The sequence below is a fragment of the Streptococcus sp. HMSC066F10 genome (assembly GCF_001813805.1).
Lineage (GTDB): Bacteria > Bacillota > Bacilli > Lactobacillales > Streptococcaceae > Streptococcus > Streptococcus vaginalis.
In genome coordinates this window covers 34,864-58,405 of record NZ_KV813960.1, presented here as the reverse complement: position 1 = coordinate 58,405, position 23,542 = coordinate 34,864, and the positions used below count along the sequence as shown (strand labels likewise).

Genomic DNA, 23,542 nt, shown 5'->3' with positions numbered 1-23,542 from the left:
GGATTGATTTTCCAAGGTTTTTTAAGTTGTTCAGAGGGACTTATTTTGGATAAATGTAACTAACTGCTCCTTGTCCAGCTGCATGAGGATTGAACCAGCCGCGGAAGTTGCCAATATACTGTTTTCCAGCGTAGTTGGCCTCTTGAATCTGAATGCGTGTGTTTGAGGCAACGTGAGTAACAACTCCAACGTGACCGTAACCACCGTCTGTCCAACAAATAATAGCCCCTACTTGTGGAGCTGTACCGGTTTTAAAACCAGCTCGTCTGGCGCTAGCAGCCCAATCACCACCATTGCCCCAGTAATTGCCAGCCCAAGGTGCAAGAGCTTTGGCGCCCCAAGTGCATTGCCCTTTTGGATAAGTCGTTGCTGCGGCATAATTTGGTTGGAAAGAGATAGCAGGCTTCTCTACTTGATATCTCGTACCTGTTAGTCCAATTATTTGACCGTTGAGATTGCGGTAAACATGTGTATGGAAAAGGCCACTGCCAGTGTGTTTTTGCGTATCAACTGTGAATTTGTAAATTCCATTTCCAGCTTTAGTAGCGGTGTACCACTGAATATCATCTTGGCCGTTGACTTCAGACCAAGTCGGTAGGCTAATCTTGCCATCGCCGTAAGCATCTGTCACCGTCACCTCATAAAGATAAGTTGAGCGTTTAGCGACAGATACTTTGGTTTTAATTTTTTCTGCGGACATAGCAACCGAATCCGTTGCATAACTATGCTCGCTACCGTCTTTATATTTCACATAAATATGATTGGTGTATGTTCCGGAAAAAACTTGATGATTGCGAATATCAAAGCTTGTCGTAAAGGTTCCATCACCGTGATTAGTGGCTGCATACCACTTGATATTGCTTTGATTGCTCGTGCTCCAAATAGGTACTCGGACGGATTGAATCGGCTTGGACTTTGAAGTTTCACTAACTTTGACGGTATAAGTCCCTTGTTCTTGATTGATATTTTCAACAGAGAAGAATGGTTTTTGCTCTTCTTCAGAAGGCAATTTATCAGCATCAACTTGGGCAGTGATTCCAGCTAAGCCAGTAAACTCTGGTTTGACATAGCTTTCTCCGTAAAGATGAATATGATAAGTTCCTATGTCATAGTTGTGTTTTTTTAGCTCAACTCTAACATTGTAGCTTCCATCAGAATTTTTAGTAGCTGCATACCATTGAAGATCATCCTGTCCGTTGCGGTCAGACCAAGCCGGAACCGTTAGTTTGTAGATTGTTTTAGGAACATTTTTGATCTGAATATCCATGATACCAGGCTCAGGAAAGCTAGTCTGGATAGAAGGATTTGGTTTTTCAAGGTTAAAAGTGGTGTCATTTAATCCAATCATCTTTCCGTTTTTACTTTCATAAGTATGAACATGGTAAACACCGTATCCTTTATGATTGGATAAGTCAATTTCTGTTGTGTCTTGCCCTGCCGTATACCACTTGATGTCATCTTGTCCTTTTTCGTCAGAGCAAACAGCGTGTAAAATATTGGCATTTGTTTGATCTTTGTTTCGAGTAAAGGATATTTGAGCAGTCTTTCCTAAAACGGTTGTAGAAACCGTGCCGCTAGCTGGTTTTTCTACTTTGAAAGTCGTTCCGTTTAAACCAACCATTTTTCCATTGATATTGATATAAGTGTGAACATGAAAGGTTCCATAACCAGTGTGCTGACGCAAATCAATAGCTGTAGTGGGTGTCTGAGGCGCAGAATACCATTTGATATCGTCTTGCCCATTTTCATCAGACCAAACAGCGTGGTAAATGGTGTAAGGAACTTGTGTCTGTGAGCGTGTGTAGTTAATAGAAGCTGTATTTCCAGAAACATTGACGGTAATGTTGCTAGCAAGAATTGCTGGATTTGAGCTTTTTTGAGCATTATCTGCTTCCGAGGCTTGAGCAGTTAGTTGAGCAGAAAAAACGCCCAAAATAGTGTTAGATAGTAAAAATAATTGACTGTATTTCTTCATAAATCTCCTTTGAATAAATAATTTGGATAGTTCCATTTAGATTATTCGGGAAAAGATGAAAAAATTGAAAACTGAATTGAAAAATTAGAAATGGTAATGGGATTTCGTTATTATCAAAATATTTTACGATAAATAAAAGTATAAACGAACATTTATGGTATAATTGTTATAAATAATTCGCAAAGAGGTCAATCATGAAACTTTTAGTTGTTGGTTCGGGTGGTCGCGAGCATGCGATTGCTAAGAAGTTGTTGGAGTCACCGCAGGTGGAGCAGGTCTTTGTTGCTCCCGGAAATGACGGGATGACCTTCGACGGTCTTAAGTTGGTTCCGATTGGGATTTCTGAGCATGCAGCGCTGATTGACTTTGTCAAAGAAAATGATATTGCTTGGACTGTCATTGGTCCAGATGACGCTTTAGCTGCAGGTATCGTTGATGATTTTGAAGCCGCCGGTCTCAAGGCTTTTGGACCGACTCGATTGGCTGCGGAACTGGAGTGGTCCAAGGACTTTGCCAAGTCAATCATGAAAAAATACGGTGTGCCGACAGCACGCTATGAAACTTTTTCAGACTTTGAAGCCGCCAAAGCCTATATCGAAAAAGAGGGCGCTCCAATCGTGGTGAAGGCGGACGGCTTAGCCTTGGGGAAAGGCGTGGTAGTCGCTGAAACGGTGGAAGAAGCGGTTGAAGCAGCGCACGAAATGTTGCTGGACAATAAATTCGGCGATTCTGGTGCGCGCGTAGTTATTGAAGAATTTCTTGAAGGAGAAGAGTTTTCTCTTTTTGCCTTTGTTAATAGTGATAAGTTTTACATCATGCCAATAGCTCAGGACCACAAACGTGCTTATGACGGTGACAAGGGTCCTAATACAGGCGGTATGGGTGCTTATGCGCCCGTACCACATTTGCCAGCAAGCGTGGTTGAAACTGCAGTTGACACCATTGTCAAACCAGTGCTGGAGGGGATGATTAAAGAAGGGCGACCTTATATCGGTGTTCTTTATGCTGGTTTGATTCTGACTGCGGACGGTCCCAAGGTCATTGAGTTCAATGCTCGCTTTGGTGATCCAGAGACGCAGGTCATTCTGTCGCGCCTAACCTCTGATTTTGCGCAAAACATCGCGGACATTTTGGAGGGCAAGGAGCCAGATATGACCTGGGCGGACAGCGGTGTGACATTGGGCGTTGTGGTGGCTTCTGAAGGTTATCCACTTGGCTACGAAAAAGGTGTAGTTCTGCCAGAAAAGACCGACGGTGATATCATCACCTACTATGCAGGCGCTAAGTTTGGTGAAAATGGCAAAGCACTGCTGTCCAATGGCGGCCGAGTCTATATGTTAGTCACCACATCTGACAGCGTTTCAGCTGCGCAGGAAAAAATTTACACCCAACTCGACAAACAAGACACGACTGGACTGTTCTACAGAACTGATATTGGGAGCAAGGCTCTTGAAAAATAAAAAATGTATACTAGTTAGTGCCTGTTTGCTTGGAGAAAATTGCAAGTACAATGGAGGCAATAATTATAATCAAGCTGTTATTGACTTTGTTGCGGATAAAGATGTCTTAGCAGTGTGCCCAGAAGTTGCGGGCCGCTTACCAGTTCCAAGAGAGCCAGTAGAGATTTTAAAAGGGCGGCCATGTGATGTCAATGGGAATTTTTATGATAAAGAATTTCAAGTAGGAATTGATCACACATTGTCTAGTTTAGCTGAAAAAAACATTGACTTGGCTATTCTTCAGTCCCGAAGTCCCTCTTGTGGTGTCAACCAGATTTACGATGGTCATTTTTCTAGTCGAAAAATAGAGGGCAGTGGTCTTTTAGGAAAGTTTGTAGCTCAAAGGTCTACAAACCTAGTTAAGAAGATTTTTTAGATGGGATGTTAGCTTTTCCTCGGCTTTTAAGAAAAGATGAGAAGAAAAGCGTAGCATCACACGCAAGAAAGTTCACGACGCCTCTACAGTCTAAGGCAGGCTTGAAAAAGGAGAAATTATGCAACCAATTATTTCTATCATCATGGGTTCCAAATCCGACTGGGAAACGATGAAAAAAGCAGCCCAAGTTCTTGAGGACTTCGGTGTTGCTTATGAAAAAAAGGTGGTCTCTGCCCACCGAACACCAGACCTTATGTTCCGATATGCTGAGGAAGCACGCGCACATGGTATTAAGGTTATCATTGCAGGTGCTGGCGGGGCGGCTCACCTGCCTGGTATGGTAGCGGCTAAAACAACGTTGCCGGTTATCGGTGTGCCTATAAAATCTCGTGCATTGAGCGGAGTGGATTCGCTCTACTCTATTGTGCAAATGCCTGGCGGTGTGCCTGTGGCAACGATGGCTATCGGCGAAGCAGGTGCAACCAATGCAGCGCTCTTTGCTTTGCGCTTGCTGTCTGTTGAAGATGCCCCAATTGCCCAAGCACTGGCTGACTTTGCAGAAAAACAAGGAAAAATTGCTGAGGAGTCTAGCAATGAACTCAACTAAAACGATTGGAATTATCGGTGGTGGTCAATTAGGACAAATGATGGCGATTGCTGCAATCTACCGAGGCCACAAAGTCATTACGCTAGATCCAGCTGCTAATTGTCCAGCTGCTCGTGTCAGTGAAGTCATCGTTGCGCCTTATGATGATGTGGCGGCTCTTCGTCAATTGGCTGAGCGCTGTGATGTCCTGACTTATGAGTTTGAAAATGTGGATGCAGACAGCTTAGATGCGGTAGCTGATTTGGCATATTTGCCACAAGGAACAAGGTTGCTACGTATCTCTCAAAACCGAGTACACGAGAAAGAATTTCTCTCAAGTACTGGTGTGGATTTGGCTCCCTATCGAATTATCCGCTCATCGGCAGATCTTACAGGCTATGACTTTTCGACTAAGCGCGTGCTGAAAACAGCAACAGGCGGATATGACGGTCACGGTCAGGTGGTCATTAGAGACGAGGAGAGTTTAGCGACTGCGCGTGATTTAGCAGACAAGACTCTTTGTGTGCTAGAGGATTTTGTCCCCTTCACCATGGAAATATCGGTTATTGTGTCTGGAAATGGCACGGATTTGACCCTTTTCCCTGTTCAGGAAAATATCCACCGCAACAATATCCTTTCTAAAACGATTGTCCCAGCGCGGATTTCCCAAGATTTAGCGGACAGGGCCCTGCAAATGGCAAGAAAAATTGCCACAGAAGTCCAACTTTCTGGTACACTATGTATAGAGATGTTTGTAGCTGGCAACCAGATTTTGGTCAATGAAATCGCACCGCGCCCGCATAATTCAGGGCATTATTCTATCGAAGCCTGTGATTTCTCACAGTTTGATACTCATATCTTGGGTATTTTGGGTCAGCCCCTGCCAGAAGTGCCCCTTCATGCCCCAGCTGTCATGCTCAATATCCTTGGCCAGCACATGGAAAAAGCTGCGCAGTACGTCGCAGAACATCCTAGCGCCCACCTCCACCTGTATGGTAAAATGGAAGCGAAGCACAACCGCAAGATGGGACATGTGACTGTGTTTAGTGAAGAGCCAGATGAGGTGAGAGAACTAGGTGAGGGAATAGATTTTTAGAGGAGTTTGTTATGATTCAAATCATTGTTCACGCCTTTATTGAAAATGGAGAAGCAGGGATTGTCGAAGTGCTCTTTGCCAGCAAAGACGCTGACAAAATCCAAGCCAAATATGAAGAGCTGCAAGCCCATTACCCAGCAGACTACCTAACAATCTATGATCTGCCGCTGGATACAGACTTGAACCAGCTGTCCCATTATCCGTCGGTGGAGATAGGGAAAGAGGAGTTTGAGTGAGGGAGAGATTTTTGTGATAAAATTAACAGAGTTGAAAGAAAAATTCTCCAAACTTGGATATGATAATCTTGAAAAAATTTCTGAGGGTGGAGAAGGAATTGTATGTGAAGCATTTAAGGAACAAAAAAGTACGCTATAAAAATTATTAAAGAGCAGAATAAGGAAAGAGCAAAAAGATATAAACAAGAAATTGAAAATGTTGAAAAGTTAGACCATCCTAACGTTATAAAACCTTCTTATAGCAGTTTAAATGTTGATGATAAAGAAGTGTTTTATAGTATAAGAGTAAGTATAATCTTAATTATAATTGTGAAATTGAATATTCTGTAACACCATATTTATGTTTTTGAAGGTGACGTATTAGATATGTTTCGTAAAGAGAAAAATATTGATAATGAGGTTGTGTTGAATTTAAGTAAAGACTGGGATGTTGAAGTTACATTAGCTAAAATTTTAGGATTAAAAGAAATACAAAAGAAAAAGAGAGTAGGTTTGAGTAAAAGGACTTGAACTAACTTTAGAAGGATAGATAAAGAAAGGAAAATAAAAAACAATGATCAACCGTTATTCACGCCCTGAGATGGCGAACATTTGGAGTGAGGAAAACAAGTACCGGGCTTGGCTGGAGGTGGAAATCTTAGCTGATGAGGCTTGGGCTGAGCTGGGTGAGATTCCTAAGGAAGATGTGGCTAAAATCCGTGCTAATGCGGACTTTGATATTGACCGCATTTTGGAAATTGAGCAGGAGACTCGCCACGATGTGGTAGCCTTTACTCGTGCAGTATCTGAAACGCTTGGCGAAGAGCGCAAGTGGGTTCACTACGGCTTGACGTCTACTGATGTGGTGGACACAGCCTATGGTTATCTCTACAAGCAAGCAAACGACATCATTCGCAAAGATTTGGATCATTTCCTTAACATCATAGCGGACAAGGCGCGTGAGCATAAGTTCACCATCATGATGGGGCGTACTCACGGGGTTCATGCGGAGCCTACGACTTTCGGTCTGAAGCTCGCGACTTGGTACAGTGAAATGAAGCGCAACATTGAGCGTTTTGAACATGCTGCCGCTGGTGTAGAAGCTGGGAAAATCTCTGGTGCTGTTGGGAACTTTGCCAACATTCCGCCATTTGTGGAAAAATATGTCTGTGATAAGTTAGGCATTCGTGCTCAGGAAATTTCGACTCAAGTCTTACCGCGTGATTTGCATGCTGAATATTTTGCCGTGCTAGCCAGCATTGCCACATCAATCGAGCGCATGGCGACTGAAATCCGCGGTTTGCAAAAATCCGAACAGCGTGAAGTGGAAGAGTTCTTTGCCAAGGGGCAAAAGGGCAGCTCTGCCATGCCTCACAAACGCAACCCAATCGGTTCTGAAAATATGACAGGGCTTGCCCGTGTGATTCGCGGTCACATGGTGACGGCTTATGAAAACGTGTCGCTCTGGCATGAACGTGATATCTCCCATTCTTCAGCAGAGCGTATTATTACACCTGATACGACGATTCTGATTGATTACATGCTCAACCGCTTTGGCGATATCGTTAAGAATCTGACTGTTTTCCCTGAAAATATGCGCCGCAATATGAACTCAACTTTTGGTCTTATTTACAGCCAGCGCGTCATGCTGAGCTTGATTGAAAAAGGCATGACACGTGAAGAGGCTTATGATTTAGTACAGCCAAAGACGGCTTATTCTTGGGACAATCAAACAGATTTTCGTCCGCTACTAGAAGCTGATGAAGCTGTGACCTCTCGTTTAACACCAGAGGAAATTAACGACATTTTTGATCCAGTTTACTACACCAAGCGCGTAGATGATATTTTCCACCGTATAGGTTTGGATTAATATAAAATTAAAAATCCAGAGAGTGGGACAGACTCCCACTCTCTGGATTTTTGCTCTCTCACCAAGCAAAAGCATTGGTTGGGGTTTCTAAGGCTTTTAGCCAGGAGCTGTCAGAAACATGGCAGAGGGTAACAGAAAGTCCTGCCATATCTAGGCTTGTGATGAGGTGACCTGTTTTGACAAAGGGCAGTTTCAAGCCTTCTATATCTAACAGTTGAAGAATGTCATCTGTGAAAACGAGTTCTTCCAATTTTGAAGTACCGCCTAAGTTATTGATGAGGAGAATAAACTCTTGTCCTTCTTGCCATTTGAATTTCATTTTGATTTTGTTGATAAGCTCCACAGCGAGCAGTTCGGAAGATTCAAACGGAACCATCCGATAACCGGGCTCTCCATGGATTCCAATTCCGTAGGAAATTTGACCTTGGGGCAAATCAAAGATAGGCAGCTGCTTGCTTGGTAAGGTGGCAGATTTTGTTGCGACTCCTAGTGTCGCAATGGAGGTGGACAGAGAAAGAGCGAGCTTTTCCAATTCATCTAGACCAGTCCCTTCTTTGGCAGCTTGCCCGAGGATTTTATGTAACAGAATCGTTCCTGCAACCCCGCGGTGGCGGATTTGGAAGTTGCTTTTTTCGACTGAAATATCATCATGGGAAATGATGTATTTGACTGGAATTCCTTCCTTGCGCGCTTGATAAATGGCTTGGGAAAATTCTTTAATATCAGCATCGAAGTTTTTAATAATGACAAAAACGCCCTTGCCTTGATGCAGAAAACGAATGGTTTCTAAAATATGCTCCGCACAAGGTGGCACAAAAATGGGGCCACTAATAGCAGCGGTTAACATACCATCGCCCACATAGCCAAAATGAGCTGGTTCATGACCGCTGCCGCCACCCGAAATAATGGGCACGACAGAAGAATCGTGCTGATTATGATAAATGACGGGCAGTTGTTTCAGCTGTGAAAGGTGAGGATACATGCGGGTAATTGCATTGATGTTTTGCTGAATGCTTGAATGAATTGAATTGATAATGTGAACCATATACTTGCCTTAATTTTCTATAGCTGTTTTGATTAGTTGTGTTAAAAGTTGCGCCTGTTGCTGGTAATCTTGCTCAGATAAATCCAGCAGATGTTTGATAGCATTCGCAAGCGCTTGACTGTGATAATGAATGAAAAAATGATACTCCATTTCAGAATGGAAAGGACGGGAATGATATTCTCTGACGAGTTTGGCTACAAGTTGTTGGCAGTAGGTTTGAAAATAAGAAGAAAAGTCATTTTGGTCAACAATGTCAAATAATTGTGCATAAAAACTCTTATTAACGCTAAAATAGTGTAGCAGTTCTTGCAGCAGCTGATAGCCAGAGATATATTCCAGATTATCCGTTACTTGCTCTCGCAACTCCGTCTGAAAAATCCATTCTAATAATTCGTACTTATCCAGAAAATGATTGTAAAACGTTTGCCTGCGAATACCGGCGTCTTCCATAATTTGTCGAACAGAGATTTTTTCAAAAGCTTGTTCGGTCATTAATTTTTTAAAGGATTTGGCAATCCTTTTTTTCGTGATTAAGGATGTTGCCATCTTCCCTCCTCAGTCTTTTTAGTTCTATTCTTAGTTTATCATGAATGATGCAATAGGAAAACTAAAAAGAGGGACAAATTTTTGATTTTGTCCGTTCCAAAATGGAGCAAAGAATTTTACAATAAAAATAAGAAACATAAAGCAAAGGAGAAACTCATGAAAAAAATTATCAATCAACCAACGGCTGTTGTGGACGAAATGCTAGACGGGCTGGCTTATATCCACAGTGATTTGGTGCATCGTGTAGAAGGCTTTGACATCATTGCTAGAAATAGCGAAAAATCTGGCAAGGTAGCGATTATTTCAGGTGGCGGTAGCGGTCATGAGCCCGCTCATGCTGGCTTTGTGGGCGACGGTATGTTGTCAGCTGCGATTTGCGGAGCGGTCTTTACTTCCCCAACTCCTGACCAAGTCTTGCAGGCAATCAAAGAAGCAGACGAAGGCGCAGGTGTGTTCATGGTTATCAAGAATTATTCTGGCGACATCATGAACTTTGAAATGGCACAGGATATGGCAGAAATGGAAGGAATCGAGGTGGCAAGTGTTGTTGTCGATGACGATATTGCTGTTGAGGACAGCCTTTATACGCAAGGTCGCCGTGGAGTTGCTGGTACCATTTTGGTTCATAAGATTTTGGGAAATGCTGCGCGGTCTGGAAAATCACTGAGTGAAATCAAGGCCTTGGCTGACGAATTGGTGCCTCAGATTCATACGGTTGGGCTGGCTCTCAGTGGAGCAACCGTTCCTGAAGTTGGGAAACCTGGCTTTGTGCTTGCTGATGATGAAATTGAATTTGGCATCGGCATTCATGGAGAACCCGGCTATCGCAAAGAAAAAATGCAGCCGTCTAAAGACTTGGCACAAGAATTAGTGGCAAAATTGAAAGACTCTTTTGAACTCAAAGCAGGAGATAAAATCGGAATCCTTATCAATGGCATGGGGGCAACACCGCTCATGGAACAATACGTCTTTGCCAACGATGTGGCTGGAATTCTCGCAGCAGCAGGTCTGGAAGTTGTTTACAAGAAATTAGGAAACTACATGACATCTATTGACATGGCAGGCATTTCTCTGACCTTTATCAAATTGGAACGTGAAGACTGGCTAGAAGCTTTGAACAGTCCTGTTGCAACGATTGCTTGGTAGGAGGTATGATATGGATGCAGCATTAGCAAAGAAATGGATGCTTCTCTTTAACGAAAAAATTCAAGCCAACAAAGACTATCTGTCAGAGTTAGATACGCCCATTGGTGACGGAGACCACGGTGGCAATATGGCGCGTGGTATGGCCGCTGTCGTTGAAAATCTGGAAGGAAAAGATTTTACCAATTCAGCAGAAGTCTTTCAAGTTGTCTCCATGCAATTGCTCAGCAAGGTCGGTGGGGCTTCTGGACCTCTTTACGGCTCAGCTTTCATGGGAATAATGAAGGCTGAAAAAGAAGCTGCTAGCTTGGCAGATGCTGTTCAAGCAGGGCTTGATATGATTCAAAAGCGTGGGAAAGCAAGCGTCGGTGAAAAAACGATGGTAGATGTCTGGGATGGTGTGGTGATGGCTCTTCAAAAAGGAGAGTTGACTAAAGAAACCATTCATACTTTGGTTGAAGCGACGAAAGATATGAAAGCAACGAAGGGTCGGGCTTCTTATGTTGGAGAGCGCTCTATCGGACATATTGACCCCGGTTCGTATTCATCAGGCTTACTTTTTGAAGCCTTGCTAGAAGTGGAGGAAAAAGCATGACAGAAGTTGGTATTGTCATCGTTTCTCATTCAAAATGGATTGCTCAAGGCCTTGTGGATTTAATTTCAGAAGTTGCTAAAGACATTGTGCTGACCTATGTGGGCGGTACAGAAGATGGCGGCATTGGCACAAGTTTTGAACAAGTTCAAACGGTTGTGGAAGCCAACAAAGCGGAGAAGATTTTAGCTTTCTTTGATCTTGGATCGGCTCGCATGAATCTGGAGCTGGTGGCAGATTTTTCAGATAAGGACATCATCATCAATAATGTTCCCATTGTTGAAGGGGCTTATACTGCAGCTGCTCTCTTGCAAGCTGGTGCAGATTTGGTAACTATCCAAGAACAATTGAAAGAATTGGAGATTAAGAAATAAAGGAGGCGGATTATGATTCAGTATCTCGGTGAATTTTTAGGGACCTTTATCCTAGTATTGCTTGGTGATGGGGTTGTTGCTGGGAATGTTTTGAGCAAGACGAAGGAGGAAGGAACTGGCTGGGTTTCTATCGTTTTAGGCTGGGGGATTGCTTGTACAGTGGCGGTTTATGTATCTGGATTTTTCAGCCCAGCTCACTTGAATCCAGCGGTCACATTCGCAATGGCTTCTATTGGAGCGATTAGTTGGGGACAGGTTTTTCCGTTCATTCTTGCACAAATGCTGGGTGCCATGGCTGCGGCTTTTGTTCTATGGCTTCACTATTACCCTCATTGGGCTGAAACGAAAGATTCAGCCTTGATTTTAGCCAGCTTTTCAACGGGACCAGCCATTCGCCATACAGCTTCTAACTTTTTAGGAGAAGCGCTGGGAACGGCCATTCTTGTCATCACGATTATGGCAATTGGTCCAAATAAAGTTGCCGCTGGTTTGGGTCCAATCATCGTAGGAACAGTTATTTTTGCAGTCGGTTTCTCACTTGGACCAACGACAGGCTATGCGATCAATCCTGCACGGGATTTGGGACCGCGTATCATGCATGCTCTTTTACCAATCGCAAATAAAGGGGATTCTGACTGGTCCTATGCTTGGATTCCAGTCCTAGGTCCAATTGTCGGCGGTGTCGTAGGGGCTTTGCTCTACAATATCATTTTGGGTATCATTTAAAACTAGTCAAAAGTAGGTTTCGGCCTACTTTTTTTGTCTTTTCTTGTGCTTCTTGTCTGAATTTTTTATAATAGCTGTATAGAATAGCGAGGATAGAGATGGCAAAGAAGCATTGGCTGAAATTACTTGGAGTGTTTTTGATTTTCGGAATAGTTACCTGCCATTCAGTTTTGCTAGATCCAGCTGAGCGAATAGATGAACAAAAAGAGTATCAAACTATTGTAGCGAAATTTCACCAGATAACGGTGCCTGAACTCAAAGAAAAGCAGGCTCAGAGTGAAAATTTTTATCTCTACATTGGGCGAGGAACTTGTCCACACTGTAGGCGATTTGTGAAACAACTGCAACGAGCCAAAACAAAATCTTTTTATTATTTAGATAGTGAGAAAAAGACGCCAGAGTTAGTTGCTTTTCGTGAGGCATATAAGATAAAATTTGTTCCTTATTTTGGGAAATTTACTGGTCTTACAGAAGAAAAAGTACTGCAGATCAAGGCAAATATGACTACTAAAGAAATTGAGAATTTTAATAAATAAGAGAAAAACAAGATGACAGCACATCTTGTTTTTTTCATAACAATGATAAAAAGTTGACAAATAAAAAACAAAGCAAAATTCTTTTCAAATTGGTATAGACGGGTTATAATGATGCCAAGATATAAAAAAGAGAGTGGGACAGAAATCAGTAGTTTCGTAGAAACTTGATTTCATCGTCCCACCTCCGCACGGTTGAGTAGGACTGTAAAAGTTGATTTATCAACGTATTAGAGTCCACTCAGCAGTGATTGATTGGCACTAAAGTGCCTAATCAATTGTGCATGGGAAACTCTACATTAACTAAAGCCAATAGAGCTTCTTCAAACCACTGCGTCTTATAATTCTGATTATATATAAACAAAGGAAGCTGAGCACTTTGTCCCAGCTTCTTACATAAAAATAATTAGTGATTTCCACTGCGTGACACGAACTTGATTTTAAAGAAGTCGCCACGTTTGTAGGCTTCGCTATACTCTAAAATTTGTCCTGTACTTTCTAACTGTGTTGTTTTTACTTGGAAGACGGTCGGGAAGTTTGTGTCAATGTCCAGTAATGTTGCAACAGCTTCTGGTGTCGGGAAGATTATTTCATTTGTTTCTTCAAAATGCTCGTCATTCATGTGAATATGATAGTCTTGTTTGAAGCGGTTGTAGATAGAGCTGTAATATTCAAGATTTGGATAATTTGCGTTGATATATTGCTCTGGGATATAGGATTGATGATAGATGTAAGGGGTATCTTTTGCTTTACGAAGTCTCTCGATTTTATAGTAAAATTGGTGTCCCTTCAAATCTAACTTATCAAGAAATTTCAAGTCGTTTCCGCGCTCGATTGATAAAACGGTCACTTGATCATTTTGGGTGGGAAATATCTCAACGTCAGAAAATTCAACGAGTTTGTGCTTACGCGCGCGCGACACAAATGTTCCTTTTCCTTGCTGGCGAATGATATATCCGTCTTTTGCTAGCTCATTTAAAGCTCTGACAACAGTAATAGAACTCACATCGTACATTGTGATTAGCTCAGCTTCTGTATAAAATTTATCTCCGTTTTCAAATTGACCTGAGATAATCTTGCTTTTGAGTTCGTCTTTTATGTATTGGTATTTAGGGATTGCCATGTTATTCACCTCTCTTTCGCTTCCCTCTCATAAAAAATTTTACCATAATTTTTCTTAAAATGGTTAAATTTTTCAAAAACTATTGACATTTCATACAAAATATATTATATTAACCTATGCAACCGATTACAAAAATGTTATGTGAAAGAAGGAAATGGTTTGGCAAGATTTGAGATTAAAGAAGAATTTTATCTGAATCAACAGCCTTTTAAAATATTGTCTGGTGCCATTCATTATTTTCGGATTCAGCCAGATGATTGGTATCATTCGCTTTATAATTTGAAAGCTCTGGGCTTTAATACGGTAGAAACCTACATTCCTTGGAACGTTCATGAACCTCAGAAAGGGCAGTTTTGCTTTGAGGGGATCTTGGATTTGGAGAAATTTCTTCAAATTGCTCAAGATTTAGGCTTGTATGCCTTGCTTCGTCCGTCACCTTATATTTGTGCAGAATGGGAATTCGGTGGTTTGCCGGCTTGGCTTTTGAAGGAGGAGATGAGAATTCGTTCTTCTGACCCTGCTTATTTTGCCGCAGTTGCTAGCTATTATGATGAATTGCTTCCGCGCTTAGTCCCGCATCTTTTGGAAAATGGCGGCAACATTCTCATGATGCAGGTCGAAAATGAATATGGCTCGTATGGCGAAGATAAGGAATATTTGAGAGTTGTTCGAGATATGATGCTAGAGCGAGGTGTGACTTGTCCGCTCTTTACGTCAGACGGACCTTGGCGAGGCACTTTGCGGGCAGGGACGCTTATTGAGGATGATGTGTTTGTAACGGGGAACTTTGGCTCCAAAGCAAAAGAAAATTTCGCGCAGATGCAGGAATTCTTTGATGAACATGGCAAGAAGTGGCCGCTCATGTGTATGGAATTTTGGGACGGTTGGTTCAATCGTTGGAAGGAGCCGGTCATCACACGAGATCCAGAAGAGTTGGCTGAAGCGGTTCACGAAGTTTTGCAACAAGGCAGTATCAATCTTTATATGTTTCATGGGGGGACAAATTTTGGTTTCATGAATGGCTGTTCAGCGCGAGGAAGCATTGACCTGCCACAAGTGACGTCTTATGATTATGAAGCTCTCCTTGATGAACAAGGAACCCCAGCGCCTAAATACTTTGCTATTCAGCGAATGTTAAAAAAATATTATCCAGAATATCCACAAATGGAACCTTTGGTAAAAGAATCGTTTGAGTTAAAGGATATTCCGCTTAGTGAGAAAGTTAGTTTATTTGAAACCTTAGAAGATGTAGCGCAGCCAATCGAAAGTCTGTACCCTATGAACATGGAGGAGCTGGGACAAAATGTTGGCTATCTACTCTATCGTACAGAAGCGGAATGGGATGCGGACGAGGAACGGATTCGTGTCATCAATGGGCGTGATCGGATGCAACTTTTTGTAGATGGAAACCGTATCAAAACTCAGTACCAGACAGAAATTGGTGAAGACATCTTAGTTTCGCAGCAGAAACAGTCAACACATCTATTGGATATTTTGATGGAGAACATGGGGCGTGTTAACTATGGGCATAAACTTTTGACAGAAAGCCAGCATAAAGGTATTCGCACAGGAGTTTGCAAAGATCTTCATTTTATGCTCCATTGGAAACAGTATCCATTAGAGTTGAAAAATCCAGAAAAAATTGATTTTACGAAAGAATGGCATGAAAATCAGCCAGCTTTCTATGCGTTTGACGTTGAATTGAAAGCGCTTAAAGATACTTATCTGGAGTTGACCCACTTTGGCAAAGGAATCGTCTTTGTCAATGGTGTCAATATCGGTCGCTTCTGGGATGTCGGACCGACCTTATCGCTGTATATTCCACATGGTCTCTTAACTATCGGAAAAAATCGTATCATTATTTTTGAAACTGAAGGGAAATACAGCGAATTTATTCATTTAGTTCACAAACCTACATTTAAAACAATAAAGGGGGCAAAATTATGACAATTGTAGGGAATCGGATTGATGGACGTTTGATCCATGGGCAAGTAGCCAATCTTTGGACTACAAAATTAAACATCTCACGTATCATGGTAGTAGATGATGAAGTAGCAGAAAATGCTATTGAAAAAAGCGGCTTGAAATTGGCGACACCAGCTGGTGTGAAATTGAGTGTTTTACCAGTTGCAAAAGCAGCAGAAAATATTCTAGCCGGCAAATATGATAGCCAACGCCTGCTCATTGTTGCGAGAAAGCCAGACCGCTTTTTGAAATTAGTAGAAGCAGGCGTGCCAATCGAAACGCTCAATGTGGGCAATATGTCGCAGACATCTGAAACGCGTTCTATCACACGCTCAATTAACGTGGTAGATGAAGACGTGGTAGTATTTAACAAGTTGCATGAAAAAGGTGTGACAATAACAGCTCAAATGGTTCCAAATGATCCAGTTGAAGACTTTATGACATTATTGAAATAAATTTAGGAGGTCATTGTTATGATACAATGGTGGCAAATTCTCTTACTGACGCTGTATTCAGCGTATCAAATTTTGGATGAGTTGACGATTAACTCATCAGCTGGCTCCCCTGTTTTTGCAGGTTTTATCACTGGTCTGGTCATGGGAGATTTGAAGACTGGTTTGTTTATTGGTGGTAGTCTCCAACTCGTTGTGCTTGGGGTTGGTACATTCGGTGGTGCCTCTCGGATTGATGCAACTTCTGGTGCGGTTCTTGCAACAGCATTCTCTGTGGCAACAGGTATGAAATCAGAACTCGCTATTTCAGCTATTGCCGTTCCGGTAGCAGCCTTGCTAGTTTATACAGACGTCCTTGGACGGTTCTCTACGACTTACTTTGCACATCGTATTGATGCAGCGGTTGAAAAATTTGACTATAAAGGCATTGAACGCAATTACTTATTAGGTGCTATTCCATGGGGACTTTCACGTGCCCTTCCAGTATTTCTGGCTTTGTGGCTCGGTGGAGACGCTGTAAAAGCCTTCTCAGACTGGCTTGCCAATAATGCACAATGGATTGCAGACGGATTGATTCTTGCAGGTAAAATGCTTCCTGGTGTCGGTTTTGCAATTTTGCTTCGTTACCTTCCAGTCAAGAAAAATCTTCATTATCTTGGTTTAGGTTTTGCCATTACAGCTATGTTGAAAGTTGTTTTTGATTATATTTCAACATTGGCAGCTGCTTCAGGAGCTGTCAAACAAATCGCCACAGCTCTTGGTGGTGCAAAATTTGAAGGCCTACCAATGATTGGAATTGCGATTATTGGCTTTGCCTTGGCAACAATCAATTATAAAAATGCAACTAATAAACAAATGGTGACTGTTGCTGCAGAACAATCAGAAAGTGGGGAAATTGACGATGACGAACTCTAATTACAAATTAACAAAAGAAGATTTTAAACAAATCAACCGTCGTAGTCTCTTTACTTTCCAATGGGGTTGGAACTACGAGCGTATGCAAGCGTCAGGCTATCTTTATATGATTTTGCCGCAATTGCGCAAGATATATGGAGACGGTACGCCAGAATTAAAAGAAATGATGCGGACACATACGCAATTCTTCAACACATCTAACTTTTTCCATACTTTAGTAACAGGGATTGACCTAGCACTTGAAGAAAATGAAGGAGTTGCGGCTAAAGATACCGTTACAGGGATTAAAACTGGTTTAATGGGGCCATTTGCCGCGATTGGCGATGCGATTTTTGGTTCTACTATTCCTGCTATTATGGGTGGTCTGGCTGCTGGACTTGCTGTTGAAGGCAATCCTCTTGGAATTTTCCTTTGGATAGCTGTGACAATCGCAATCAATGTCTTCCGTTGGAAACAATTAGAGTTTGCCCACAAAGAAGGGGTGAAATTAGTTACAACCATGCAGGACAAATTGTCTGCCATCACAGATGCTGCAACAGTTCTTGGTGTTTTCATGGTGGCGGCCTTGATTGCTACGATGATTAACTTTAAGTTTACCTATACACAAAGCTTCGGTGGTGTCACCTTCAATCTTCAAGAAACATTGGATAAAATCTTCCCACGTTTGGTGCCAGCATTGTTTACAGGTTTTGTTTATTGGCTGCTTGGTAAGAAAGGCATGAATTCAACAAAAGCAATCTTTATCGTGATTATTATTGCAATTGGTGTTTCTGCATTTTCACACTTTACTCATACACCAATCTTAGGTGTTTAAAAGGAGCTTCTCTATAAATGACAAAACAACTTGTATTGGTCAGTCACGGTCGCTTTTGTGAAGAATTGAAAAAAAGCACCGAAATGATTATGGGGCCACTGGACTTCGTTCATACAGTTCCCTTACTTCCGAAAGAAGGAATAGACGACTTTACGGCTAAATTTTTAGCGACTGTAAAAGATTTAGATGATTATATCGTCTTTGCCGACCTGCTTGGTGGAACACCTTGCAATGTCGTTAGCCGTCTGATTTTGGAAGGACTCCAAATTGAACTTTATGCAGGGATGAATATGCCAATGGTGATTGAATTTATCAATTCTGCCCTGATTGGCGTAGAAGCAAAATATATCGAAAAAGCGAACAAATACATCGTGAAAGTCAATGATGTATTAGCAGAAATGAACGATGACGAAGATGAATAAAGGAGTGTCCAGCTAATAGTCGCTGAAAAACACGTCCTTGCTTGAATTGCTCCAATGAGCAATCTGTATAACTAAGGGGGCTGGGGCAAGAAAATGGATTTCTTTAAAATCATCATTTTCCCGCTCCCTTTCTTTTAGTTAGCATTGCAAAGCAGAAAGGAGACCCATGCTAGATTATACAAAGGAAGACTTAATTGAATTAGGTGCGGAAATCACCACACGGGAAATCTATCAACAGCCGCAAGTTTGGCAGACGGCTTTTGAAAATTATAAAGTGCAAGCTGATGAGATTGCTGTTTTTCTGAATAATATTGATGAAAAGTATGATTATATCAAGGTTATTTTGACAGGGGCTGGGACATCAGCCTATGTCGGAGATACCCTTTTGCCTTATTTCAGAAAGATTTACGATGAACGCAAGTGGAACTTTAATGCCATTGCAACGACAGATATTGTCGCTAATCCGCTTGCTTATCTGCACAAGGAAGTGACGACCATTTTGGTTTCCTTTGCTCGTAGCGGCAATTCACCAGAGAGTGTTGCGGCAGTTGACTTGGCAAAAGACATAGTTGAGGAACTTTACCAAATCACGATTACATGTGCCGAAGAAGGTAAATTAGCCCAGCAAGCACACGGTGACGAACGCAATTTGCTCTTGCTCCAACCTGCACCGTCAAATGATGTTGGCTTTGCCATGACTTCTAGCTTTACGTCTATGATGTTGACAGCCTTGCTCGTCTTTGACAAAGCAGATTTAGCTGCAAAAGCCGAAAAAGTTTCTACTTTGATAGCCTTGAGCCAAGAAATGTTAGACTCGGCAGAAGCCATTCAAAAGATGGTTTCCTTGGATTACAATCGTGTCATTTATCTGGGAGCAGGTCCTTTCTTTGGCTTAGCGCATGAAGCCCAGCTGAAAATTTTGGAATTGACCGCAGGACAAGTGGCGACGATGTATGAAAGCCCAGTCGGATTCCGTCACGGTCCAAAATCGTTAGTGAATGAAGAAACGGTCGTTGTGGTGTTTGGCTCGACAGATTCCTACACCAAATTATACGACCTTGACTTAGTACGAGAAGTAGCCGGAGATGAGATTGCCCGCAAGGTGATTCTATTGACAGATCAAAAAGAAGATTTGGAAAATGTTGAACAAGTCATTTTTTCTAGTCAACAGCTAGCAGATGATGTTTATCGCGTATTCCTTTATATTGTTTATGGTCAATTATTTGCCTTGTTGACAGCCCTCAAAGTGAACAATCGTCCAGACACACCGTCTCCGACAGGCACCGTCAACCGTGTTGTACAAGGCGTCATCATTCACTCATTTGATAAAGAATAGGAAGGAACCCATGGAAAAATTAAAGATTAGTCACGAAAAATTAGCACACTTAAAGAATCTTTCATATGAAAATGGCATTATTGGGGCTTTGGCGATTGACCAGAGAGGTTCGTTAAAAAAAATGCTGGCAAGTGGCGCACATGCTGTATCAGGAAATGAAGCGCTCATTGAATTTAAACAATTGATTTCCAGTCAGTTGACTCCGTATGCTACTTCTATCCTTTTGGATCCAGAATTCGGTGTACCTGCTACCAAATTACGTGCGCCAGAATGCGGTCTTATTGTTGCTTATGAAAAAACAGGCTATGATGCGACAACAGAAGGTCGCTTGCCAGACTTGCTACCAAATTGGTCAGCCAAACGCATGAAAGAGTTGGGCGCTGATGCGGTCAAGGTTTTGATTTACTATGATGTAGATGATAAGCCTGAAATCAACGACATCAAGCAAGCCTGGGTAGAGCGCGTAGGAAGTGAATGTGTGGCAGAAAACATTCCTTATTTCCTTGAAATATTGACGTATGATGCAAAGCGTGATAATGTAGTAGATGCAGATTATGCGAAAGTAAAACCGCAAAAGGTCAATGAAGCCATGAAACTCTTTTCAAATCCGCGCTACAATGTTGATGTTTTGAAAGTGGAAGTACCGGTCAATATGAATTTTGTCGAAGGGTTTACGAAAGGCGGAGTTGAAGCTGTCTACAACCTCGCAGAAGCCAAGACATTTTTCAAAGAGCAGTCTGATGCAACTCATCTGCCCTTTATTTTCCTGAGTGCTGGAGTTAGCATAGAGCTTTTCCAGAAAACGCTCAAAGTGGCGCATGAAGCGGGTTCTCAATTTAACGGTGTCCTTTGCGGACGTGCGACTTGGAAAGACGCAGTTACGGTCTTTGCAGATCAAGGAACAGATGCAGCTAAAGCTTGGCTAGATGAAGCGGGGCGTCAAAATATTGAAGACTTGAATCGTGTTTTACGTGAAACAGCTGTTTCGTGGACGGAAAAACTAAAAATTTAAAATAGGCAAACCTAAATTTGTAATAAAAACAAGGAAAGTTGTATGAAATCTTATCAAGAAGCTATTTTTGGAACATTTCAAGGGCAAAATATTGTCTCTTATACATTTGAAAATGATTTGGGCTATCGTTTGAAAGTCATGACTTATGGTGCGACTGTCTTAGAGTATGCCACTCCGGACAAAAATCATGAATTTGCAAATATCGTGGTGGGGTTTAATCATTTTGATGCCTATGTAGGCAACAGCCCTAAATATGGTGCAAGCGTCGGACCGGTTGCAGGACGGATTGCAAAAGCACAGTTTGAGCTAAATGGCGAAACCTATCAGTTAGAAGTCAACAACGCAGAAAATTGCAATCATAGCGGTTCTACTGGCTGGGATAGTGCTATTTTTCAAGTTGAGGAAGTCACAAATGAAGGCGTCACTTTCTATACCGAACGTGCAGATGGAACGGGTGGTTTTCCGGGAAATCTGAAAGTCTGGGTTTCTTATACTTTAACGGAACTAGGTGAGTTAGAGATTTCTTACCAAGTTCAGACGGACAAAGATACCTTGGTCAATCCAACCAATCACAGTTACTTCAACTTATCAGGTGATTTCAGCCAACCAATTGATAACTGTATCTTGCAGTTGAATACCTTAGGTGTATTTCCAATCGCACCGGACGGCGTGCCTGCTAAAATGCCAGATTCAGAGCGGGGGTTTGTCAAAGATCTAATAAAAGGTGTAGCTTTTAAGGATATTTTTGCCAATCAAGATGAGCAGATTCAGATTGTGTCTGGCTTGGATCATCCGTTTGCATTGAAAAAAGGAGAGAAAGAAGCAGGTTCCTTGTACGATCCTAAATCCGGTCGCCTTTTGACATTTAAAACAAGTGCGCCATGCCTAGTGACTTACTCAGCAAACTTTGTAGATGATACAGTCATTTTAAATGGACAATCCATGATTCAACACAATGGCTTGGCTCTTGAAACCCAAGCCCTACCAGATGCCATTCACAGCGACCTGAAGGCTGATGTTATCTTGAAAGCAGGTGAGGTTTTTACCAGCACAACCATTTATCATGCAACAAGCAAATGAAAATGAATATTAAAAACGGCAGTACATTTTTCTGTCGTTTTTGATTAAGACATTTAGTATCATCAAATATCATCATAATCTCATTCCCTTCGATTTCTATTTGTAAAATCTAAGGTTAAACCAGCTTACCAACCTGATTTTTTGCTATAATAGTATTTATGAGTAGAATTTTGGATAATGAATTGATGGGAGACGAGGAGCTCGTAGAGCGCACATTGCGTCCCCAGTATTTACAAGAATATATTGGGCAAGACAAGGTCAAAAATCAGCTGAAAATTTTCATTGAGGCAGCTAAAATGCGAGATGAAGCGCTAGATCACACGTTGCTTTTTGGACCTCCAGGGTTGGGAAAAACCACTATGGCTTTTGTCATTGCCAATGAACTGGGAGTCAATCTCAAGCAAACTTCGGGTCCAGTTGTTGAGAAAGCGGGCGATTTGGTGGCAATCTTGAACGATTTGGAGCCGGGAGATGTTCTCTTTATTGATGAGATTCACCGCTTGCCTATGTCTGTTGAAGAGGTGCTCTATAGCGCTATGGAGGACTTTTACATTGATATTATGATTGGCTCTGGCGAGACCGGTCGTAGTGTTCACTTGGATTTGCCACCGTTTACCTTGATTGGCGCTACGACCAGAGCTGGTATGCTGTCCAATCCTTTACGGGCTCGTTTTGGCATTACTGGTCACATGGAATATTATGCAGAAGCAGATTTGACGGAGATTGTGGAGCGGACGGCAGACATCTTTGAAATGGAGATTACGCATGAAGCAGCTGAAGAATTAGCTCTGCGTAGCCGAGGCACGCCTCGGATTGCCAATCGGCTTCTTAAACGTGTACGAGATTTTGCTCAGATTATGGGCAACGGACTAATTGATGACCAAATTACTGATCAAGCCCTGACGATGCTGGATGTGGATCAGGAAGGTCTAGATTATGTGGATCAGAAGATTCTCAAGACCATGATTGAAGTGTATGGTGGCGGGCCAGTTGGTCTGGGGACTCTGTCTATCAATATCGCAGAAGAGCAAGAAACGGTCGAAGATATGTATGAGCCTTATTTGATCCAGAAAGGCTTTGTTATGCGAACTCGAACAGGGCGCGTGGCAACCCGTAAGGCTTACGAGCATTTGGGTTATGAATATTTGGAGAAATAACATGCTATCTGAAAAAGAGATTTTACATGCGTTTTCATCAGACCGAGATATGATGACTATCTTACAGATTATCTATGACTTGCAATTGAAAGACAGCTGGCTTTGTGCTGGTTCAGTACGAAATGTCATCTGGAATATTCTGTCGGACAAGCCCGGCTTTGATACGGAGACGGATGTGGATGTAATCTTCTTTGACCCAGATATTTCTTACGAGGAAACGCTCAATATTGAAAATCGACTCAAGCGAGAATTTCCACATTACCATTGGGAAGTCAATAATCAAGTCTATATGCATATCTACAGTCCAAATACCCAATCTTATACTAGCTCGCAAGATGCCATGAGTAAATATCCAGAGCGCTGTACAGCTGTGGGTTTACGTTTGTTGGATAATAGACAGCTGGAACTCTTTGCGCCTTATGGCTTAGACGACATTCTCCATTTTCGTGTTCAGCCGACTCCGCATTTCTTAACAGATCCAGCGAGAAAAGCTCTTTATGAACAACGACTGAGCAAAAAGAATTGGCAGAAGAAGTGGAACAATCTTCAAATTGAATTTCTTTAAAATTTCTCAAAAATAGTAAAATCTTTAAGAAAAATTTAAGTCAATATCGGTATACTATAATCACAAGTTGAGAAGAGCTTAACTTGAACTCCTAAAAACTTTTCTTTTTCATAATAATCTCCCTA

27 protein-coding genes are annotated in these 23,542 nt (G+C 41.9%); 23 read left to right on the top strand and 4 right to left on the bottom strand.

Annotated features, from left to right (window positions below; translation table 11 throughout):
* Positions 1-40 precede the first annotated feature (40 nt).
* On the bottom strand, positions 41-1,975 hold the full coding sequence (locus HMPREF2933_RS03170) for a GBS Bsp-like repeat-containing protein (RefSeq protein ID WP_070241460.1): 1,935 nt from the start codon (positions 1,973-1,975) through the stop codon (positions 41-43).
* A 194-nt stretch (positions 1,976-2,169) separates the two neighbouring features.
* On the opposite strand from HMPREF2933_RS03170, the gene purD reads away from it, so the two are divergent.
* From purD to purB, 8 genes are all read left to right on the top strand, one after another.
* Positions 2,170-3,435 carry a phosphoribosylamine--glycine ligase gene (purD, locus tag HMPREF2933_RS03165; protein WP_024052898.1) on the top strand — a complete coding sequence of 422 codons (1,266 nt, stop codon included), beginning with the start codon at positions 2,170-2,172 and terminating at the stop codon, positions 3,433-3,435.
* Positions 3,425-3,850, top strand: a complete 426-nt coding sequence (locus HMPREF2933_RS03160; RefSeq protein ID WP_024052897.1) for a 2-thiouracil desulfurase family protein — start codon at positions 3,425-3,427, stop codon at positions 3,848-3,850. Before purD ends, HMPREF2933_RS03160 begins: the two co-directional genes overlap by 11 nt.
* 118 nt (positions 3,851-3,968) lie before the next feature.
* Entirely contained in the window at positions 3,969-4,457 is a 489-nt protein-coding gene (gene purE / locus HMPREF2933_RS03155; protein ID WP_003037056.1) for a 5-(carboxyamino)imidazole ribonucleotide mutase, read from the top strand.
* On the top strand, positions 4,444-5,532 hold the full coding sequence (purK, locus tag HMPREF2933_RS03150) for a 5-(carboxyamino)imidazole ribonucleotide synthase (protein WP_024052896.1): 1,089 nt from the start codon (positions 4,444-4,446) through the stop codon (positions 5,530-5,532). The genes purE and purK overlap by 14 nt, the downstream gene beginning before the upstream one ends.
* Positions 5,533-5,543: 11 nt before the next feature.
* Positions 5,544-5,768, top strand: coding sequence for a hypothetical protein (locus HMPREF2933_RS03145; protein WP_024052895.1), 225 nt, complete (start codon positions 5,544-5,546; stop codon positions 5,766-5,768).
* Positions 5,769-5,781: 13 nt separating this feature from the next.
* A complete protein-coding gene (locus HMPREF2933_RS10295; protein ID WP_257360479.1) occupies positions 5,782-5,907 on the top strand; it encodes a hypothetical protein in 126 nt (41 codons plus the stop codon).
* Positions 5,908-6,134: 227 nt separating this feature from the next.
* Positions 6,135-6,278, top strand: a complete 144-nt coding sequence (locus HMPREF2933_RS10075; RefSeq protein WP_024052894.1) for a hypothetical protein — start codon at positions 6,135-6,137, stop codon at positions 6,276-6,278.
* A 43-nt stretch (positions 6,279-6,321) separates the two neighbouring features.
* Entirely contained in the window at positions 6,322-7,617 is a 1,296-nt protein-coding gene (gene purB, locus HMPREF2933_RS03140) for an adenylosuccinate lyase (RefSeq protein ID WP_024052893.1), read from the top strand.
* A gap of 58 nt (positions 7,618-7,675) precedes the next feature.
* Here purB and dhaQ read toward each other — a convergent pair whose 3' ends face one another.
* The gene (gene dhaQ, locus HMPREF2933_RS03135) at positions 7,676-8,662 is read right to left on the bottom strand and encodes a DhaKLM operon coactivator DhaQ (RefSeq protein WP_024052892.1); all 987 of its coding nucleotides are present in this window, start codon (positions 8,660-8,662) and stop codon (positions 7,676-7,678) included.
* Between the two features lie 9 nt (positions 8,663-8,671).
* Positions 8,672-9,208, bottom strand: a complete 537-nt coding sequence (gene dhaS, locus HMPREF2933_RS03130; RefSeq protein ID WP_024052891.1) for a dihydroxyacetone kinase transcriptional activator DhaS — start codon at positions 9,206-9,208, stop codon at positions 8,672-8,674.
* Positions 9,209-9,364: 156 nt separating this feature from the next.
* Between dhaS and dhaK the strand changes: the two genes are divergently transcribed.
* The 5 genes from dhaK (at position 9,365) to HMPREF2933_RS03105 (ending at position 12,579) form a co-directional block, all read left to right on the top strand.
* Positions 9,365-10,354, top strand: coding sequence for a dihydroxyacetone kinase subunit DhaK (dhaK, locus tag HMPREF2933_RS03125; protein ID WP_024052890.1), 990 nt, complete (start codon positions 9,365-9,367; stop codon positions 10,352-10,354).
* 10 nt (positions 10,355-10,364) lie between these two features.
* On the top strand, positions 10,365-10,946 hold the full coding sequence (dhaL, locus tag HMPREF2933_RS03120; protein WP_024052889.1) for a dihydroxyacetone kinase subunit DhaL: 582 nt from the start codon (positions 10,365-10,367) through the stop codon (positions 10,944-10,946).
* Entirely contained in the window at positions 10,943-11,317 is a 375-nt protein-coding gene (gene dhaM / locus HMPREF2933_RS03115; protein ID WP_070241464.1) for a dihydroxyacetone kinase phosphoryl donor subunit DhaM, read from the top strand. Before dhaL ends, dhaM begins: the two co-directional genes overlap by 4 nt.
* A 12-nt stretch (positions 11,318-11,329) precedes the next feature.
* Positions 11,330-12,043, top strand: coding sequence for an MIP/aquaporin family protein (locus HMPREF2933_RS03110; RefSeq protein WP_070584543.1), 714 nt, complete (start codon positions 11,330-11,332; stop codon positions 12,041-12,043).
* 98 nt (positions 12,044-12,141) lie between these two features.
* The gene (locus HMPREF2933_RS03105; RefSeq protein ID WP_024052886.1) at positions 12,142-12,579 is read left to right on the top strand and encodes a DUF6568 family protein; all 438 of its coding nucleotides are present in this window, start codon (positions 12,142-12,144) and stop codon (positions 12,577-12,579) included.
* A gap of 403 nt (positions 12,580-12,982) precedes the next feature.
* Here HMPREF2933_RS03105 and HMPREF2933_RS03100 read toward each other — a convergent pair whose 3' ends face one another.
* Positions 12,983-13,699, bottom strand: a complete 717-nt coding sequence (locus tag HMPREF2933_RS03100) for a GntR family transcriptional regulator (RefSeq protein WP_003032072.1) — start codon at positions 13,697-13,699, stop codon at positions 12,983-12,985.
* A 159-nt stretch (positions 13,700-13,858) separates the two neighbouring features.
* Here HMPREF2933_RS03100 and HMPREF2933_RS03095 point away from each other — a divergent pair, with 159 nt between their 5' ends.
* From HMPREF2933_RS03095 to HMPREF2933_RS03050, 10 genes are all read left to right on the top strand, one after another.
* The gene (locus HMPREF2933_RS03095; protein WP_070672484.1) at positions 13,859-15,646 is read left to right on the top strand and encodes a glycoside hydrolase family 35 protein; all 1,788 of its coding nucleotides are present in this window, start codon (positions 13,859-13,861) and stop codon (positions 15,644-15,646) included.
* Positions 15,643-16,119, top strand: coding sequence for a PTS sugar transporter subunit IIB (locus HMPREF2933_RS03090; protein WP_024052884.1), 477 nt, complete (start codon positions 15,643-15,645; stop codon positions 16,117-16,119). Before HMPREF2933_RS03095 ends, HMPREF2933_RS03090 begins: the two co-directional genes overlap by 4 nt.
* An 18-nt stretch (positions 16,120-16,137) precedes the next feature.
* Positions 16,138-17,031, top strand: coding sequence for a PTS mannose/fructose/sorbose/N-acetylgalactosamine transporter subunit IIC (locus tag HMPREF2933_RS03085; RefSeq protein ID WP_024052883.1), 894 nt, complete (start codon positions 16,138-16,140; stop codon positions 17,029-17,031).
* A complete protein-coding gene (locus HMPREF2933_RS03080) occupies positions 17,018-17,845 on the top strand; it encodes a PTS system mannose/fructose/sorbose family transporter subunit IID (protein WP_003036938.1) in 828 nt (275 codons plus the stop codon). The genes HMPREF2933_RS03085 and HMPREF2933_RS03080 overlap by 14 nt, the downstream gene beginning before the upstream one ends.
* Positions 17,846-17,862: 17 nt before the next feature.
* Complete coding sequence (locus HMPREF2933_RS03075) at positions 17,863-18,267, top strand: PTS sugar transporter subunit IIA (protein ID WP_024052882.1); 405 nt, start codon at positions 17,863-17,865, stop codon at positions 18,265-18,267.
* A gap of 166 nt (positions 18,268-18,433) precedes the next feature.
* Positions 18,434-19,603, top strand: a complete 1,170-nt coding sequence (locus HMPREF2933_RS03070) for an SIS domain-containing protein (protein WP_024052881.1) — start codon at positions 18,434-18,436, stop codon at positions 19,601-19,603.
* Between the two features lie 10 nt (positions 19,604-19,613).
* On the top strand, positions 19,614-20,615 hold the full coding sequence (gene lacD / locus HMPREF2933_RS03065) for a tagatose-bisphosphate aldolase (protein ID WP_070672479.1): 1,002 nt from the start codon (positions 19,614-19,616) through the stop codon (positions 20,613-20,615).
* Positions 20,616-20,657: 42 nt separating this feature from the next.
* A complete protein-coding gene (locus HMPREF2933_RS03060) occupies positions 20,658-21,695 on the top strand; it encodes an aldose epimerase family protein (RefSeq protein WP_024052879.1) in 1,038 nt (345 codons plus the stop codon).
* A 158-nt stretch (positions 21,696-21,853) separates the two neighbouring features.
* Positions 21,854-22,852 carry a Holliday junction branch migration DNA helicase RuvB gene (gene ruvB, locus HMPREF2933_RS03055; RefSeq protein WP_024052878.1) on the top strand — a complete coding sequence of 333 codons (999 nt, stop codon included), beginning with the start codon at positions 21,854-21,856 and terminating at the stop codon, positions 22,850-22,852.
* A gap of 1 nt (position 22,853) precedes the next feature.
* Complete coding sequence (locus HMPREF2933_RS03050) at positions 22,854-23,417, top strand: nucleotidyltransferase family protein (protein ID WP_024052877.1); 564 nt, start codon at positions 22,854-22,856, stop codon at positions 23,415-23,417.
* The last annotated feature ends 125 nt before the right edge of the window (positions 23,418-23,542 follow it).

Bases quoted from the DNA above. Each gene is read 5' to 3' on its own strand.
- HMPREF2933_RS03170 (WP_070241460.1), bottom strand. From the start codon at position 1,975: ATGAAGAAATACAGTCAATTATTTTTACTATCTAACACTATTTTGGGC.
- purD (WP_024052898.1), top strand. From the start codon at position 2,170: ATGAAACTTTTAGTTGTTGGTTCGGGTGGTCGCGAGCATGCGATTGCT.
- purE (WP_003037056.1), top strand. From the start codon at position 3,969: ATGCAACCAATTATTTCTATCATCATGGGTTCCAAATCCGACTGGGAA.
- purK (WP_024052896.1), top strand. From the start codon at position 4,444: ATGAACTCAACTAAAACGATTGGAATTATCGGTGGTGGTCAATTAGGA.
- HMPREF2933_RS03145 (WP_024052895.1), top strand. From the start codon at position 5,544: ATGATTCAAATCATTGTTCACGCCTTTATTGAAAATGGAGAAGCAGGG.
- HMPREF2933_RS10075 (WP_024052894.1), top strand. From the start codon at position 6,135: ATGTTTCGTAAAGAGAAAAATATTGATAATGAGGTTGTGTTGAATTTA.
- purB (WP_024052893.1), top strand. From the start codon at position 6,322: ATGATCAACCGTTATTCACGCCCTGAGATGGCGAACATTTGGAGTGAG.
- dhaQ (WP_024052892.1), bottom strand. From the start codon at position 8,662: ATGGTTCACATTATCAATTCAATTCATTCAAGCATTCAGCAAAACATC.
- dhaS (WP_024052891.1), bottom strand. From the start codon at position 9,208: ATGGCAACATCCTTAATCACGAAAAAAAGGATTGCCAAATCCTTTAAA.
- dhaK (WP_024052890.1), top strand. From the start codon at position 9,365: ATGAAAAAAATTATCAATCAACCAACGGCTGTTGTGGACGAAATGCTA.
- dhaL (WP_024052889.1), top strand. From the start codon at position 10,365: ATGGATGCAGCATTAGCAAAGAAATGGATGCTTCTCTTTAACGAAAAA.
- dhaM (WP_070241464.1), top strand. From the start codon at position 10,943: ATGACAGAAGTTGGTATTGTCATCGTTTCTCATTCAAAATGGATTGCT.
- HMPREF2933_RS03110 (WP_070584543.1), top strand. From the start codon at position 11,330: ATGATTCAGTATCTCGGTGAATTTTTAGGGACCTTTATCCTAGTATTG.
- HMPREF2933_RS03105 (WP_024052886.1), top strand. From the start codon at position 12,142: ATGGCAAAGAAGCATTGGCTGAAATTACTTGGAGTGTTTTTGATTTTC.
- HMPREF2933_RS03100 (WP_003032072.1), bottom strand. From the start codon at position 13,699: ATGGCAATCCCTAAATACCAATACATAAAAGACGAACTCAAAAGCAAG.
- HMPREF2933_RS03090 (WP_024052884.1), top strand. From the start codon at position 15,643: ATGACAATTGTAGGGAATCGGATTGATGGACGTTTGATCCATGGGCAA.
- HMPREF2933_RS03085 (WP_024052883.1), top strand. From the start codon at position 16,138: ATGATACAATGGTGGCAAATTCTCTTACTGACGCTGTATTCAGCGTAT.
- HMPREF2933_RS03080 (WP_003036938.1), top strand. From the start codon at position 17,018: ATGACGAACTCTAATTACAAATTAACAAAAGAAGATTTTAAACAAATC.
- HMPREF2933_RS03075 (WP_024052882.1), top strand. From the start codon at position 17,863: ATGACAAAACAACTTGTATTGGTCAGTCACGGTCGCTTTTGTGAAGAA.
- HMPREF2933_RS03070 (WP_024052881.1), top strand. From the start codon at position 18,434: ATGCTAGATTATACAAAGGAAGACTTAATTGAATTAGGTGCGGAAATC.
- lacD (WP_070672479.1), top strand. From the start codon at position 19,614: ATGGAAAAATTAAAGATTAGTCACGAAAAATTAGCACACTTAAAGAAT.
- HMPREF2933_RS03060 (WP_024052879.1), top strand. From the start codon at position 20,658: ATGAAATCTTATCAAGAAGCTATTTTTGGAACATTTCAAGGGCAAAAT.
- ruvB (WP_024052878.1), top strand. From the start codon at position 21,854: ATGAGTAGAATTTTGGATAATGAATTGATGGGAGACGAGGAGCTCGTA.
- HMPREF2933_RS03050 (WP_024052877.1), top strand. From the start codon at position 22,854: ATGCTATCTGAAAAAGAGATTTTACATGCGTTTTCATCAGACCGAGAT.